14 protein-coding genes and 1 pseudogene are annotated in these 14,129 nt (G+C 63.0%); 6 read left to right on the top strand and 9 right to left on the bottom strand.

Annotated features, from left to right (window positions below; genetic code table 11):
• Positions 1-57: 57 nt before the first annotated feature.
• Positions 58-663 carry a hypothetical protein gene (locus IPF36_RS18560; protein WP_255519833.1) on the top strand — a complete coding sequence of 202 codons (606 nt, stop codon included), beginning with the start codon at positions 58-60 and terminating at the stop codon, positions 661-663.
• A 227-nt stretch (positions 664-890) separates the two neighbouring features.
• On the opposite strand, the gene IPF36_RS18555 is transcribed toward IPF36_RS18560, so the two are convergent.
• Positions 891-1,586: a hypothetical protein gene (locus IPF36_RS18555; RefSeq protein ID WP_195429486.1), complete on the bottom strand. Its 696-nt coding sequence runs from the start codon at positions 1,584-1,586 to the stop codon at positions 891-893.
• An 800-nt stretch (positions 1,587-2,386) separates the two neighbouring features.
• Positions 2,387-2,965: an NnrU family protein gene (locus IPF36_RS18550; RefSeq protein WP_195429484.1), complete on the bottom strand. Its 579-nt coding sequence runs from the start codon at positions 2,963-2,965 to the stop codon at positions 2,387-2,389.
• A gap of 78 nt (positions 2,966-3,043) precedes the next feature.
• Between IPF36_RS18550 and IPF36_RS18545 the strand changes: the two genes are divergently transcribed.
• A complete protein-coding gene (locus IPF36_RS18545) occupies positions 3,044-3,448 on the top strand; it encodes a VOC family protein (RefSeq protein ID WP_133098012.1) in 405 nt (134 codons plus the stop codon).
• A gap of 440 nt (positions 3,449-3,888) precedes the next feature.
• Here IPF36_RS18545 and IPF36_RS18540 read toward each other — a convergent pair whose 3' ends face one another.
• The 5 genes and pseudogenes from IPF36_RS18540 to IPF36_RS34740 form a co-directional block, all read right to left on the bottom strand.
• Entirely contained in the window at positions 3,889-5,094 is a 1,206-nt protein-coding gene (locus IPF36_RS18540; protein ID WP_195429482.1) for an ABC transporter permease, read from the bottom strand.
• Between the two features lie 5 nt (positions 5,095-5,099).
• Positions 5,100-6,308, bottom strand: a complete 1,209-nt coding sequence (locus IPF36_RS18535; protein WP_133098014.1) for an ABC transporter permease — start codon at positions 6,306-6,308, stop codon at positions 5,100-5,102.
• Entirely contained in the window at positions 6,295-6,975 is a 681-nt protein-coding gene (locus IPF36_RS18530) for an ABC transporter ATP-binding protein (RefSeq protein WP_133098015.1), read from the bottom strand. The genes IPF36_RS18535 and IPF36_RS18530 overlap by 14 nt, the downstream gene beginning before the upstream one ends.
• Entirely contained in the window at positions 6,972-8,150 is a 1,179-nt protein-coding gene (locus IPF36_RS18525) for an efflux RND transporter periplasmic adaptor subunit (RefSeq protein WP_133098016.1), read from the bottom strand. The genes IPF36_RS18530 and IPF36_RS18525 overlap by 4 nt, the downstream gene beginning before the upstream one ends.
• Before the next feature lie 442 nt (positions 8,151-8,592).
• Positions 8,593-8,776: pseudogene (locus IPF36_RS34740) on the bottom strand (PLP-dependent aminotransferase family protein); the annotation flags it as partial.
• Between the two features lie 407 nt (positions 8,777-9,183).
• Here IPF36_RS34740 and IPF36_RS18520 point away from each other — a divergent pair.
• Positions 9,184-9,582 carry a VOC family protein gene (locus tag IPF36_RS18520; protein ID WP_133098017.1) on the top strand — a complete coding sequence of 133 codons (399 nt, stop codon included), beginning with the start codon at positions 9,184-9,186 and terminating at the stop codon, positions 9,580-9,582.
• 267 nt (positions 9,583-9,849) lie between these two features.
• Here the strand turns inward: IPF36_RS18520 and IPF36_RS18515 are convergent, their stop codons facing one another.
• Complete coding sequence (locus IPF36_RS18515; protein WP_255519832.1) at positions 9,850-10,758, bottom strand: LysR family transcriptional regulator; 909 nt, start codon at positions 10,756-10,758, stop codon at positions 9,850-9,852.
• A gap of 119 nt (positions 10,759-10,877) precedes the next feature.
• Between IPF36_RS18515 and IPF36_RS18510 the strand changes: the two genes are divergently transcribed.
• Positions 10,878-11,273 carry a GFA family protein gene (locus IPF36_RS18510; protein ID WP_062799615.1) on the top strand — a complete coding sequence of 132 codons (396 nt, stop codon included), beginning with the start codon at positions 10,878-10,880 and terminating at the stop codon, positions 11,271-11,273.
• A gap of 124 nt (positions 11,274-11,397) precedes the next feature.
• Here the strand turns inward: IPF36_RS18510 and IPF36_RS18505 are convergent, their stop codons facing one another.
• Entirely contained in the window at positions 11,398-12,297 is a 900-nt protein-coding gene (locus tag IPF36_RS18505; protein WP_195429480.1) for an AraC family transcriptional regulator, read from the bottom strand.
• A 211-nt stretch (positions 12,298-12,508) separates the two neighbouring features.
• Here IPF36_RS18505 and IPF36_RS18500 point away from each other — a divergent pair, with 211 nt between their 5' ends.
• Positions 12,509-13,225, top strand: a complete 717-nt coding sequence (locus IPF36_RS18500; RefSeq protein WP_195429478.1) for a fumarylacetoacetate hydrolase family protein — start codon at positions 12,509-12,511, stop codon at positions 13,223-13,225.
• Positions 13,226-13,249: 24 nt separating this feature from the next.
• Positions 13,250-14,128, top strand: coding sequence for a polysaccharide deacetylase family protein (locus tag IPF36_RS18495; protein ID WP_133098019.1), 879 nt, complete (start codon positions 13,250-13,252; stop codon positions 14,126-14,128).
• Position 14,129: the final 1 nt, after the last annotated feature.

The following is a 14,129-nucleotide window of genomic DNA, read 5'->3' as shown; positions in this document are numbered from 1 at the left end:
CCTGATCCACGATCTTAATCTAAGGACCAAGCGTGTCCGCCTCGATCAGGCTACCTCATGATCGGCTATTCCAAAGGTGCCCCCGATATCCTAGAGGCTGTCGTGACGTACCCTGAGATTCGCAGCCGTTTGGCCGCCGTGGTCACCGCGGCCGGTGCGGTTGGCGGTTCACCGCTCGCCAATGACGCGGAGCAGTATCAGGCCGACCTGCTGAGGCACTTCCCGGGTGCGACATGCTCGTCGGGAGATGGCGGCGCGGTGGAGAGCCTGCGTCCACAGACGCGCAAGGCATGGCTTGCGCAGAACCCGCTTCCCGACGATCTACCGATCTATTCGATCGTCACGTTCCCCCAGCCAGAGCGCATTTCTTCCATTCTCAGATCGAGCTACGACAAGCTGTCCCACATCGACGGGCTCAACGACAGCCAGATGATCTTCTATGACCAAATCGTGTCCGGCAGTACGCTTCTGGGCTACGTCAACGCAGACCATTGGGCGCTCGCCGTACCAATCGCGCGGACGCATGACACGATCGGATCGCTGTTCGTCACGCAAAATGCCTATCCGCGGGAGGCGCTGGTAGAGGCTTTGCTCCGTTTTGTTGAAGAGGACGGCGACAGCCGACGACCAATTCGGCGTGATCCGAGCATGAAAGGCCGTTGATGGAGCAGACCGGTCGCTTAGATGACCGTACTACCGCGAGGGCGAAGGGCGGCTTATGGCCGACTACAGCCATTGCGTTTCCGTCGTCCTTGGCCAGTTGCGGGGACACGTAATCCCGCGCGCACCGGCGCCGGGGGATGCAAAGGAAGGCCGAGCCCGCAGGGCGAGGCCCGTCGAGTGGAGCGCGTTGGGTTCGCGCCTAGAGCCCCTCATACTTGCCTTCGGCGTCAACGTAGAGAATGCTCGTCAGGAACCACGGAACCTGCTTCGTGAAGGTGATACTCGTAATCAGCGGTGAAAGTCACGTTATGCTTCGTCTTGGTGTGGCGCGTCCTTACTATACTAGCGTTCACCGCGCCGAATTCGGTGTCGAGGATTGCCTCGCGATTGTCGTGTGAACAGTCGTCGCCGAATGACACGGGCTGTGGGCGATGCCCCGGCGGGCAATATTTTGAGATCAGCGCGTTGTAAGCGGATTCCGCAGCATCGATACCTTGGAAAGTATCCTGCGCGTTTGCCTGATTAACGAAATCGTTCCATCTTTCATAGTCAGCGATGAGAGCACGAACCACGTCTTCGGGCTCCAAACCGTCAAGGGACGCTGCTGCCGGAGCGAACTCCGGCAGCGGTGCTTCAGGCTGTGGCGGTGCCTCGGGTTCCTGTAGTGCCTTTCCCCAAACCGCAACGCTTGCCTCGAAGTGACCCGGATCGCTGGCCGAAATCCGGATCATGCTTGGAATAAAACTCTTGCCCTCGTACTCCGGGGTGGCTGAGTAGCGGCGAATCTGCCCTTTCTGAGCGAGTGGCACGACGGTGCGCTGATCGATCCGAGCCTTCGATTCAGCGGCATGAGCCGGCACGTACACTGTGTTCGGAAGAATATCCTCGCCCCCGAACTCGAGAGGCATGAGCACTAGCTTCATGAGCTCTCCTCGCTTACATAAGTCTTCAGCTTTCCCGCGCGAATCGACGTGCCTGTAATCAGGCCCGACGCTGGGTGCGCCGAGCTTTTTGAACCATTTCAACATCGGCCTTCTCCCTGTGCCGCTCAACATTCGGCAGGAACCGCGACTTCCAGATAGCGCAACCGGCTTGAAGTTATCCGCTCGGCGGCGGGGTCACGGTTCGGATTGTTCATGCTCACGAAGCAGTTCCACGGCCCATTCCTGAAGGGACAAATATGCGACGCTTCTCGATTGATCGTCATGCCAGTAGTGCAGCAGCTTGCCCCTCGACGGACCCGCAGTTTCATACACAACGAAGTCTCCCGAGTCGTTGGTTAGAACGGGCAACCACAAGGGGCTCCATGGCTCCATGAAGTCGGACGTCGGATCTGCAAAGAACGAACATTCCCTCCCTATTTCGCTTACCGAGAGCAGCCGCCGATTGTCCTTTCGACTGAGCGGTGAGTTCCATGGCTGCCCATCGTGCCAAGAGAACAGCACGCACACGTCGGCTGGCAGTTGGCCAACTTCTGGGACGGATGAGACAAGCCCAGCCAGGTCTCCCGCCTCAGCCGGAGGCCGAAGCGTCGCGCGGATATGTGGCGGAAGGACTCGCTCGATGCTGGTAAGGACGATCCTCAATGCAGATGGCGCTTGCTCGTTCATTGGTTGAGGTGAACTTATGCTGCGTCCCTGATGTATCCGACGCTTCACAGCGTATAGAACCAAGGCGGGCTTGTCAGCTTCTGGATGAAAAGCCTAACTGCCAGATGTTCTGCTTACGCGAACGCCCGCACGGTGGTCATCCGTTCATGAAGCACGAATCCGAACAACGCCCAGGCCGCTAGTCCGGCGACTGTCACTATTGCATCACGCGCAGGTGTCCCGGCTGGGTAGCTGGTTCTTGCTTCCCGGTCCCGACGGCGCGCTGACACGAAATCTGCCACCGCCCACGCCAGGAACGCGCCAAACAGCACTACTGCGGCGAGTGTTCCGTTGGCAAGCAGGTGCGCCAGGGCCCAGGCCTGCACGCCTGCCAGCATCGGATGGCCGAGCGCAGCCTTGATGCGGTTGCCAGGCACGTATGCCGCCGCAATCAGCACGAAGGCCGGGATTGTGAGAAATGCCGCAAAGTGCCGCCCCCACGCCGGTGGCGTCCAGACCATCACAGGATGCGCGCTGGCCAGGCCGTAGCCCCAGACAACCACCGCCAGGCCGGCAATCGAAACCAGGGTGAACAAGCCTTTCCAGCGACGCGGGCCGAGCTTGGCAATCTGCGCGGTGCGCCATGAGTCAGCAACCATGCGCACCGAGTGCGCGCCCAGGAAAATGAACAATCCCAATACTAGTACCGTCATGAAGCGCCCCATTTCATTAACGTCCGGCACACGCCTAAGCTGGACTTATGCCTCCACCCCTACACAGGAGAGTTTCCCATGCTCCAAAACAGTGACGTCGCGACCAGGATTCCTGCACAAGACCTCGCACGAGCGAGAAGCTTCTACTCGAGCAAGCTTGGTCTTGAGCCGGTAGAGGAACGGCCTGGCGGCCTCCGCTACAAATGCGGCAACAGCTACTTCGTACTTTTCGAGTCGGCTGGATCGGCCTCTGGCAGTCACACACAAATGGCCTGGGAGGTCGATGACATTCAGGCAATCGTTAGCGAACTGCGGCACCGGGGAGTCACATTCGAAGAATACGATCTTCCCGGTCTCAAGACCATCAATGGGATCGCCGAGATCCAGGGAAACTACCCGTCCAAGGGTGGCATTGGCGAGAAAGGTGCTTGGTTCAGAGATTGCGAGGGCAACCTTCTTGCCATCGGCCAACCGGTCAAATGAGTCCGTCGACCTCATCGGACGACGATCAAATCGAAGTAGAGCCGACCACCGTGGCGCGATCAGCGATTCGGGGACAATCCATCCGCCAGATCTGCGTCTCACCCGTCTCACTGAGTGCCACACAATGTTCGCCTTGCAGTCGCCCGTCATCGGTACCTTTGGAACCGCGTCGGGGAATCGGCATGCTCCTGGCCGCGCGGGAGTGGGAGCCAACCGTATTTGCGAGCTTGTACAAACCGTCAAGGTAAGAGGAATGGATGCTATTTCCGCAGTTTGGAGGATGCAGCCATGTGGGCTGGTGCAAATCTACTGGGATGATGACAGTCGCAAAGCGACCCATTGCGGCCTGTCGACCCAGCGTGACATCTATGGCGGCTTGGCGGGTCGATGCAGCTCTATTTGGCTTAAGTTTGCAGAGGAATTTGCAGGCAGTATCTACCTCACTCCGACCGCAGCGCCTGCTGCGGCTCCAGCCGCGCCGCCCGCCGTGCCGGCAGCACGCCGGCGGCCAGGCCCACCACCACCGCCACCACCTCGGCGCCCACGGCGTAGGACCACGGCGTGCGCACCGGCAGCGCAGGCACCAGGACATCGAGCACGACGGCGATCAGCCAGCCCACTAGCAGCCCGGCCAGCCCGCCGATAGCGGCCAGCATGGTGGCCTCGGCGAGAAACAGCGCCAGCACCTGCCGGTGCGTGGCGCCGACCGCGCGCAGCAGGCCGATCTCCGCGGTCCGCTCCGATACCGCGATGGTGAGGATGGTCAGGATGCCCACGCCACCCACCACCAGCGACACCGCGCCGATGGCCGCCACCGCGAAAGTCACCGCATCGAGCACCGTGCCGAACACCTCCAGCATCTTCTGCTGCGGGGTGACGGTGAAATCCTCAGCCCCGTGGCGCGCCCGCAGCAAGCGCTTGATCCCCGCCTCCACCTCGGCCACCTGCGCGGCCGGGTCATAAGTCACCTCGATCTCCACCAGGCTTTCGCGGTTGAACAGCTCCAGCGCTCGCCCGGCGGGGATGTAGACGGTATCGTCCAGGTCGAAGCCGAGCATCTGCCCCTTGGCCTCCATCACGCCGACCACCCGGTAGCGCTGCGCGCCGACGCGGATGCGCGCCCCCAGTGGGCTCTTTGCGCCGAACAGCTCGCGCGCCACGCGGGCGCCCAGCACCGCCAGCGGGCGTGCGGCGCGCTGGTCGTCGTCGGGCAGGAACTGACCACTCGCCACGCGCATCGACAGCGCCTCGGTAAATCCCGCGCCGACGCCATAGAGCGTCACGCGCCGGCGCAGACTGCCGTACTCCACCTCGGCATTACCCTGCACCATGGGATTGGTCATGCGCACGTGCGGGGCCTGGCGCAGCGCCACGGCGTCGTCGATGCTCAGCGGGCGGACGGTGTTGATCGAGCCGAGCGAACCCATCCCGCCCTTGGTCTGCGTGCGCCCCGGCGTCACCCCGATCAGGTTGGTGCCGAACTGCCTGAATTCGGCGATCACGAAGCGGTGCAGTCCCTCGCCAATCGAGGTCAGCAGGATCACGGCGGTGATGCCGATGGCAATGCCCAGCGCGCTCAGTGCGGTGCGCAGGCGGTGCGCCGCCAGCGCGGTCAGGGTGAAGCGGAGCAGGTCGGCCCAGCGCATGGTGATCAGCGGCGCGACAGCGCCTGCACGGGATCGAGACGCGCCGCCTGTGAGGCCGGCGCGAGCGTGAAGGCCAGCGCGGTGGCCAGCGCGGTGCCTGGCGCCGCCAGGAGCGCCCACCACGGTGGCGCGAACGGGATGGAAGGATAGATCCGCCCCACCGCCAGGCAGCCCAGGCCGCCCAGCGCCAGCCCGGCGGCGGCGCCGGCCAGCGCCATCAGCGCCGCCTCGCTGAGGAACAGCAGTCGGATCTCCCCCGCCGTGGCGCCGATGGCCTTCAGCAGGCCGATCTCGTGGCGGCGCTGCGTCACCGCGATCAGCATCACGTTCATGATCAGGATGCCCGCCACGGCGAGGCTGATGGCGGCAATTGCGCTGACGGCCAGGGTCAGCGCGCGAAGGATGCGGTCGAAGGTCGCCAGCACCGCATCCTGCGTGATCACCGTGACGTCGCGCTCACCTTCGTGGCGCAGGCGCAGGATGGCCTCGGCGTCGGCGCGGGCATCGACCACCTGTGCGCGCGAGCGGGCTTCCACCAGGATGCGGAACAGCGAGTTGGTATTGAAGAGCGCCTGTGCGGCCGCGACCGGCACAATCACCAGCTCGTCGGTATTGAAGCCGAGCGACTGTCCCTGTCCAGCCAGCAACCCGATTACGCGGAAGCGTCGGTCGCCGATGCGCAGCCATTCGCCCAGCGCTGGACGGCTGCCGAACAGGTCGGCGGCCACGCGTGCGCCGATCACGCAGACGGGCTGGCCGTGGTGCAGGTCGCCCTCGGGCAGGAAACTGCCCAGCGCCAGCTCCATATGCCGCACCGGCAGCAGCTCGGCGGTGGAGCCCAGCACCGGCGCCTCGCGGCGGCGTGCACCGGCATGCAGGTCGGCGTCGCCGACGATCAGCGGCGCCACGTGCAGTACGGCGGCGCTGCGGCGCAGCGCCAGCGCGTCGTCCAGTGTCAGGTCGCGGGTGGTGGCACCCAGCACGATGCCCGGCGCCGCGCCGACCGTCTCGCTGCGCCCCGGCAGCACGATCACGAGATTGGTGCCGAGCGCGCCGAACTGGTCGACCACGTAGCGCCGCGCCCCCTCGCCCAGCGCCGTGACGATCACCACCGCCGCCACGCCGATGCCCATCGCCAGTAGGATCAGCAGCGTGCGGGCGCGGTTGCCGCGCAGCACCTGCCAGGTGAAAGCGAGCACGTCAGAGCAACGCATGGCGGTCCTCGACGATGGCGCCGTCCACCATGCGCAGGCGACGGTGCGCGCGCTGGCCGATCTCGGGGTCGTGCGTGACCACCAGCAGCGTGCCGCCACGCGTGTGCAGCCCTTCGAGCACGGCCATCACGTCCATGCCGGTGTGGCGGTCGAGATTGCCGGTGGGCTCGTCGGCGAGAATCACCGACGGCTGCATCGCCATCGCACGGGCGATGGCCACGCGCTGGCACTGGCCGCCCGACAACTGATCGGGCCGATGCCCGGCGCGTTCGCTAAGCCCGTACTCCTCCAGCAGCGCGGCCACGCGCCGCTGGCGCTGCGCCGGGTCGATGCCGGCCAGCACCATCGGCAACTCGATATTGCCGGCGGCAGTCAGGCGCGGCACCAGGTGGAACAACTGGAACACGAAGCCCATCTTCTCGCGCCGCACGGCGGCCAGCTCGTTCTCGCTCAGAGCGGTCACGTCACGGCCGTCCAGCAGGTAGCGTCCCGCAGCGGCGCGGTCGAGCAGGCCGATGATATTGAGCAAGGTGGACTTGCCCGATCCGGACGGCCCCATGATCGACAGGTATTCGCCCAGCTCGACCCGCAGGCTGACATCGCGCAGCGCGTGGACGGTCTCGCCGCCAAGCACGAATTCGCGGCGGATGCCTTCCAGCTCGATCATCGCGGGGCCTCCTCCTCCACTGCCCGGGCGCCGGATTTGACGCCGCTGCGGTCAAGCGAGACGACCACCCGGTCCCCGCGCGCCAGGCCGCCGCGCACCTCGGTGAACTCGGGATTGGCCAGCCCGGCCTGCACCTGCCGCGCCTGCAGGCGGCCCCCGGCCAGCACCAGCGCGCGGCCGCCGGCGTCGAGCGCCGCGCTGGGAGCCCGCAGCACGCCATCGCGCACCTCGGTGACGATCTCCACATCGGCGCTGTAGCCGACTAGCAGTTCGCTGGCCGGGGCCCGGCGGTCGAGTTCCACCTCGACCTCGACCGTGCGCGCCTGCTTCTCCAGCGCCAGCACGTAAGGTGCGATGCGCCGCACCTTACCGTCGAAATGCCTGCCGCGGAAGGCATCCAGCGTAATGCGGGCCGGCATTCCGAGGCGCACGCGCGCGGCGTCAATCTCGTCGATGGGCGCGGAAACGTAGAGGCATGAATCGTCGATCAGGTCGACTGCCGGCAAGGTCGGGATGCCGGGGGGCGACGGCGTCAGGTATTCGCCGACCTCGCCGTTGATTTCGGCGATCACGCCGCTGAAGGGTGCGACCAGCACCGTGCGCGCCGTGTCCGCCCGGGCGGCAGCGATGCGGGCGCCGGCTTCCTTGACGGTAGCGCGGGCCGATTCGCAAGCGGCTTGCCGCGATCCGGCCTCGGCATCGGCCCGCTCCATGACCTGCGGCGAAACAAAGCCCTTTGCCACCAGCCCGCGTGTGCGGCGGGCGTCGGACGCCGCCAGCCGCGCCAGCGCGCACACCTCGCCCACATGCGCTGCCGCCGTGCGCGACTGCTCCTTCGCCAGCCGCTCGCGCGCGGCAAGATCGTCGTTCCACAGCGTTAGCAGGACCTGCCCGGTCCGCACGCGGTCGCCCTTGTGAATATTCAGGGATTCGATGCGCCCGGCGGCGGGCGGCGCCAGCTTGGCGCGGCGGCAGGCTTCGACCGAGCCTGCGCGGGTATTGGAGACGGAGGCTTCCACCCGGCCGGGCGCGACCAGGGCAGTGACGACGGGCACCGGCTTGTCACGGGTGGCCCACCAGAGCCCCCCGCCCGCCACGGCCAGCGCAGCCAGCGGCAGCGCCAGCTTGGCGAACAGGCGGCGCGGCGCTTGCGGAGGGCTTGAAGGCGGGGACATGGGCACATCTATCCTAGGAAATCAGGATGACTGTATCCAGGCACCTGAGCGGGGGAGCAGTGGGCAGCGCGGCTCGTGGCGTGCAGCCAGCCGGATGGCCACCAGAATAGGGTAGCGGGGCGGGAATGACGTCGCCTCGCGACGGTGGGCGGGGCGCGGATCGACAGGCCGCGAGCCGGCTTGCCGAGTGCCACAATCTCACGCAACATGCCGGATGCGGCACAACAAACCGCCCATGTTCCCTTTTTAGGCTGAGTGTCAGAAGGATGGCCATTGCTGCCGCCGGTGGGAGTGGGCTTGACCCAGAAGCTGTGACGGTTGCTGCCGAGTTCGTAGCCTGCTCGGACACAGAGGCGCGGGCGCCGCGCAAAGGAGGTCTGTAGCCACCCCATCGGCTTGCGTTATGAGCGGCGATTCACCGGCGCTTTTGGCAGGCATGCCCTGCGGCATTCTCCTGCCGCAGCGCCGCGAGCATCTCGTCCGCCGTGCCGTCCTTGATCCGGGCCGTGGCGAGCAGAGTGGTGAAGGGGGGCCATCACCGTGGTGGCGCGCAAAGTCCCGGCCAGGCGTTGCGCCTGTCTTGGTGTGGGAGCCAGGACGAAGGCGGTACGCAGCCCGGCGCCGAAGCGGCCGACAACGCTCCCGACATGATCCATACACGAGGGGCCGCTATCTGGGCGGGAACTGACGCTCGGATGTCTGTGTGAAGCCTCGGGCGAGAGTCCGCAGATGGCCGGCTGCGGCCGTTGCGACGCTCTCCATCGTTGGCATTTCAATTGGCTCAAGGGTGCGGAAATCCTGGATCGGGGAGGAAGGCAGTCCGGACGGTCGTGCTCAATGACCAGTTGCTGTCGCACGTTGAGCGACGGTTTCCATCTATTGCCGCAGAAGAACAACATCGCCTTGCCGCTTAATTAGCCCCGATTTTGCGTTTCGGTATCGGACCGGCGAGGCTGACGTGGGGAGGCTAGGAGCGATGCCACCTCACAGCCGTGATAATGTTCGTCGCCGCCACCTTCCTGGGAGACGCAAAGTGATTTCGCACATTTTTCTTGGCGTTAACGACTTCGATCGTGCTTTTGAGTTTTATTCGGCGTTGATGCATGAACTAGGACACAACCTCAAATTCTGCGAGCGCGACACGCCATGGGCAGGGTGGATGGCAACGGACGCACCGCGGCCGCTGTTCCTTATTGGCAAGCCATATGACGGCAATGCTGCGCGAGGTGGGAATGGTCAAATGGTGGCATTGCTTGCGCGTGACCGGCAGACCGTTGACCAGGCATACGCCCGTGCGCTCGCAAACGGAGCAAATTGCGAAGGCGCTCCTGGCCTAAGAGCCCAGTATCACCCTCACTTCTACGGCGCATACTTCCGAGATGCTGATGGAAACAAGCTTTGCGTATGCTGTCATCACCCGGTGTCGGTTTAGCGTTATCGATTTAGCACTGACCTGCCTCTACGCCTGTCGACACGGCCAGCGCCTCAGATGGGTGTCGACGCGCTGGCGCGGGCAACGGAAGCCGAAGCGGACGGCGCATATACGGCGTTGAACGCCATCCTTGTCGAAGGAAACCACTTGCCACCGCCGACGATAGCTGTCATCCGAGCCATCCGTCCGGTCAAGGAAACGATGGGCGCCTGCGATCCCAGCAAGACACTCGATATATGGCGCACGACCCTCGCCCCGTTTGTGACGCTACTGGTGGGATGCTGAGGCGATCTTTTGAGAAAAAAACTTCACGAAAGCCTCGACCTTCCTCGGGTGATTGCGAGGTTTCGGAAACACCGCATATATTCCCGGCTGCTTAGACGCACCAATCTCGTCGTACTCTTCCAGCAGCCGAATCAAGCCACCGCTGAGCAAGTCCTGCGCGACAAGCCAGTCGGGCTGCCGGGTGATTCCCTTGCCTGCCTTGGCCCATGCAATCAGCGCATGCGATTCGTTACTCGAAAATGGCCCATCTACCGGAATTGCCATAGTTGTGCCGTCCACCTGGTACTGCCAAGATGAGGAATGCGGTTCATGGCGGTAAATCAGGCACTGATGTCGTGCCAGTTCGGCCGGATGCCGGGGGGCGCCATGAGATGCCAGATAGGCGGGGCTGGCGCATGTTACGCGGCGGTACGTGCTGAGGCATCGAGCGGAGAAATCGGAATCCCCCGGTCGCCCCGCCCGCAGGGCGAGATCGAAGCCGTTGGCGACAAGGTCGAGAATCCGGTCGCTAACCTGGAGATCGAGGCTGATTCTCGGGAAGCGTGCCGTGAACTCATGGAGATGCGGGTACACAAAGGTCAGCGCCACGCCCAACGGTAATGTCACGCGCAGCTCACCCCTTGGTTCCGACGCAAGGCGCCGGACCGCATCTTCAGCTTCATGCGACTGTTCAATGATGCGCTTCGCGTGTTTGTACCAGAGCCTGCCCGCCTCGGTCACGGCGATGCGACGCGTCGTCCGGTCGAGCAGGCGTGCGCCAAGCCGTTTTTCTATTCGAGCTAGTGCGCCGGTCACCGTCGCAGGCGCGAGTCCGAGGACCCGGGCTGCCTGCGCCATGCTCCCCGAGTCCACGATCTGGCAGAACACCTGCATGCTGAACAGCTGATCCATCGTCGATTATTCGTAAATCATGAAGAATCCATTCATGGGCGGCTACTTTATCAAAATTTCCGCACACCCTACGATCTTCTCCAATTTGGCATTCATCGCAACACTACCTGGAGAAGCCCATGACCCAGCACGGCAGTTGTCTCTGCGGACGCATCAAATATCGAATCCACGGCCCGCTAACCGACGTCCTGAATTGTCATTGTTCGATGTGCCGAAAGCTCCATGCCTCGGCCTTCCGCACGAGAGCCAAGGTGGCGATTAGGGATTGGGAATGGGTATCGGGGCAGAACACCGTCAAGTTTTACGAGTCCTCGCCTGGCGAGCACAAGGGATTTTGCAGCGAATGTGGCTCAAGCATATTGACGCGATTTGACTGCAATCCCGAGGTATTCGGATTCCCGCTCGGTACGCTTGATAGCGATCCCGGCGTGAAGGCCGAGCGTCATGTTTTTGTCGGCAGCAAGGCGTCGTGGTATGACATCACCGATACGCTTCCGCAGCACAAGGAATACTGAGGCCAGTCGGAGGGCAGTACACATACAAGGTAAATATCACGAATAAGAAGCTTGAAATAAAGAATAGTGGAAAGCCCCAACAATGCCAGTCTCATCGGCTAGCCCTCAGCTCACCACCGTGGTCTTACTCAACCCAAGTTCGCGCGCCCACGCCTTGGAATTGGCGTCGATATGCCAAAGGTGTCGAACCTACGATCTGCCGAAACCGCCTAGCAAAGTTATTTGGTTCACCGAATCCCGTGCTTTGCCCGATTTCTGCGGCCGAGGCGGATGTGAAAGCCAGCAAAGTCTTTGCCCGCTCGATCCGCCTTTCAGTCACGATCTCCAGAAAGGTCTTTCCGGTTTCACTCTTCAGCAGGTGGGCCAGGTGTGTTGCTGACACATGACTGGCCTGCGCAGCGTCGCCCAAGGTCAGTTCCCGCGAAAGGTTTTGGGTGATATACCGAATGCAGCGCAGCACGGACTGCTTGTACGACTGCAGCAACATCCCGTTGCCCTCGCAAAGACGGATCTTGTCACCGTGGCGTCGCCACACCATGCCAATCAGGTTTAGCAAGTGGCTGCGGATCAGCAAGTTGCTGGCCGTATCGTCACTGGGCGATTGCTGGGATTCTTGCGCCATGCGCTCGCAGAGCTCCTGAAGGTACTGGGTGTCCAGTTCATCGAACTGAAAATCCAGACAATGCTGAAAGCGGAAGGGACCAAGCTCTGGCGCGCGCGCGAGCGGGACTTCCGACAACTCGAAGACATCAAGGTTAAGCGACGGCAGCAAATACTCTTTGCTGATGTTGATTACGTGGAACTTGCCATCCGCTACGTTCGGAATGTAGTGAACCAGAAACGGCAGGACGAAACTCACGGTGCCGGGGTGAATGGGCCGCTGCTGGCCCGCAATGTAGTGAGTGGTCTCGCCTAGCGTGTTGACGTAAATCTGGAAGTACTCGTGACGGTGCGGCACCGGGTTCGGCAGACAGTTGCTCTGATCGTGGATGCCAAAGTAGGCGCTCTGCGCCCGGGCCGCCATGGTGTAGTTCCGGATGACAGCGCCCTTTTTGCCCTCGTGGTCGAGGGGCGTCAGTGGGGCGTTCGAGGGATTCGCTCTGTGCATGGAAACGTGAGGAGCAAAGGATCGTAAGGATTGCGCATCTTTTCGCAAGCCTGTGCGTTGAGGCCGAACGACCGCGTCTCTAAACTCTAGCCACTCCGTTCAATAATCTTACACAGAGACAATCCTTATGCCTAGAGCCAGTGCGGACAGCGTCGTCGTGCAATCGACGAAGGTCCCGAGCGTTACCCCCGCCTTTATTGGTATCGTCGGCAGCGATCAGCGCTTCCCGGTACGGCGCGTCTATTGCGTGGGGCGCAACTATCTTGCCCATATCCGGGAAATGGGGGAGGGTGACGAACGCGACCCGCCATTCTTCTTCCAGAAGCCGGCCGATGCCATTGTGACCGATGGACGCGTCCCGTATCCGACGTTCACAGACGACTTTCAGTTCGAATTTGAACTCGTCGTTGCTATCGGCAGTGAAGCGGCGGACGTGCCGCCGGATACTGCATTGGATCATGTCTTCGGCTACGCCGCAGGGCTTGACATGACGCGGCGTGACCGCCAACGCGAATGCAACAAGCGCGGCCTGCCGTGGGAGCTGGGCAAGTCATTCGACCATTCGGCGCCATGCGGTCCCATCCATCCCGTGGCGAAGGTCGGCCATCTCCGTTCGGGCGCACTGAGCCTGGCGGTAAACGGTGACGTACGACAGCACTCGGTCCTGGAGAAGATGATCTGGAACGTCCATGAAATCGTCAGCGAGCTTTCCAGGCAGTACCGCCTGCTTCCTGGGGACTTGATCTTTACCGGCACGCCAGAAGGCGTTGGGCCGGTGCAGCGCGGTGACAGGTTGATCGGCCGTATTGAAGGACTCGACCCCTTGCAGGTCGAGATCGTCTGAGTCCCGGGTCAAAGGAAACACGCCATGAAACCACTCGAACGCATCTCATTTTCGGCCATTTCCGAGCGTCCCGCCCTGACGCTGCCGGATGGCAAGCGCCTGGCCGTTTGGGTCATCGTCAATGTTGAGGAATGGGATATCAACGAGACCATGCCGCGCACGGTTCTCACGCCTCCGGCGGGCGGTTCGCCGATGCCAGACATCCCGAACTGGGCCTGGCACGAGTACGGTAACCGCGTCGGCTTTTGGCGCATGCTGGACGTCATTGACGGGCTTGGGATCAATGCAACGCTCGCCATCAACGGCTCCGCCATCGATGCCTACGAGCCTATCGCCAAGGCGGCGATGGCTCGTAACTGGGAGTTCATCGGCCATGGCTTTGGGCAGCGCAACATGCAGAAGGTGCCCGACGAAGCGGTCGACATCGCAAAGACCACCGAGGCCATTCGCGCCTACACCGGGAAGCGCCCCCGCGGCTGGCTTGGACCGGGGCTCACCGAGACCTGGAACACGCCTGACATCCTCGCGGAGCAAGGCTACGAGTACGTGTGCGACTGGGTGCTCGACGATCAGCCCGTGGAACTGAGGACGCGAGATGGCGGCCGTATCGTGAACGTGCCCTACACACAGGAGTGCAACGATGTAGCGATGATGCTGATCCAGCATCACAAGGCCAGCGAGTATCGCGACCGCGCTATCGACCAGTTCGAGCAGCTCTACGCCGATGCGAAGGACTCAGCCCGGGTGATGGCGCTGGTCGTGCATCCGTACATCATGGGCGCGCCACACCGCCTGCGCTATTTCCGGGAGGCGCTGGCGCACATTCGGGCACACGACGACGTTGCCTTCCTGACGGGAGAGCAGATCCTCGATTGGTATAAGGCAGCGCGCGCGGGCTCATAGC

This window comes from Cupriavidus sp. IK-TO18 (genome assembly GCF_015549295.1).
GTDB classification, from domain to species: Bacteria; Pseudomonadota; Gammaproteobacteria; order Burkholderiales; family Burkholderiaceae; genus Cupriavidus; species Cupriavidus oxalaticus_A.
This window is presented reverse-complemented; position numbering and strand designations above follow the sequence as displayed.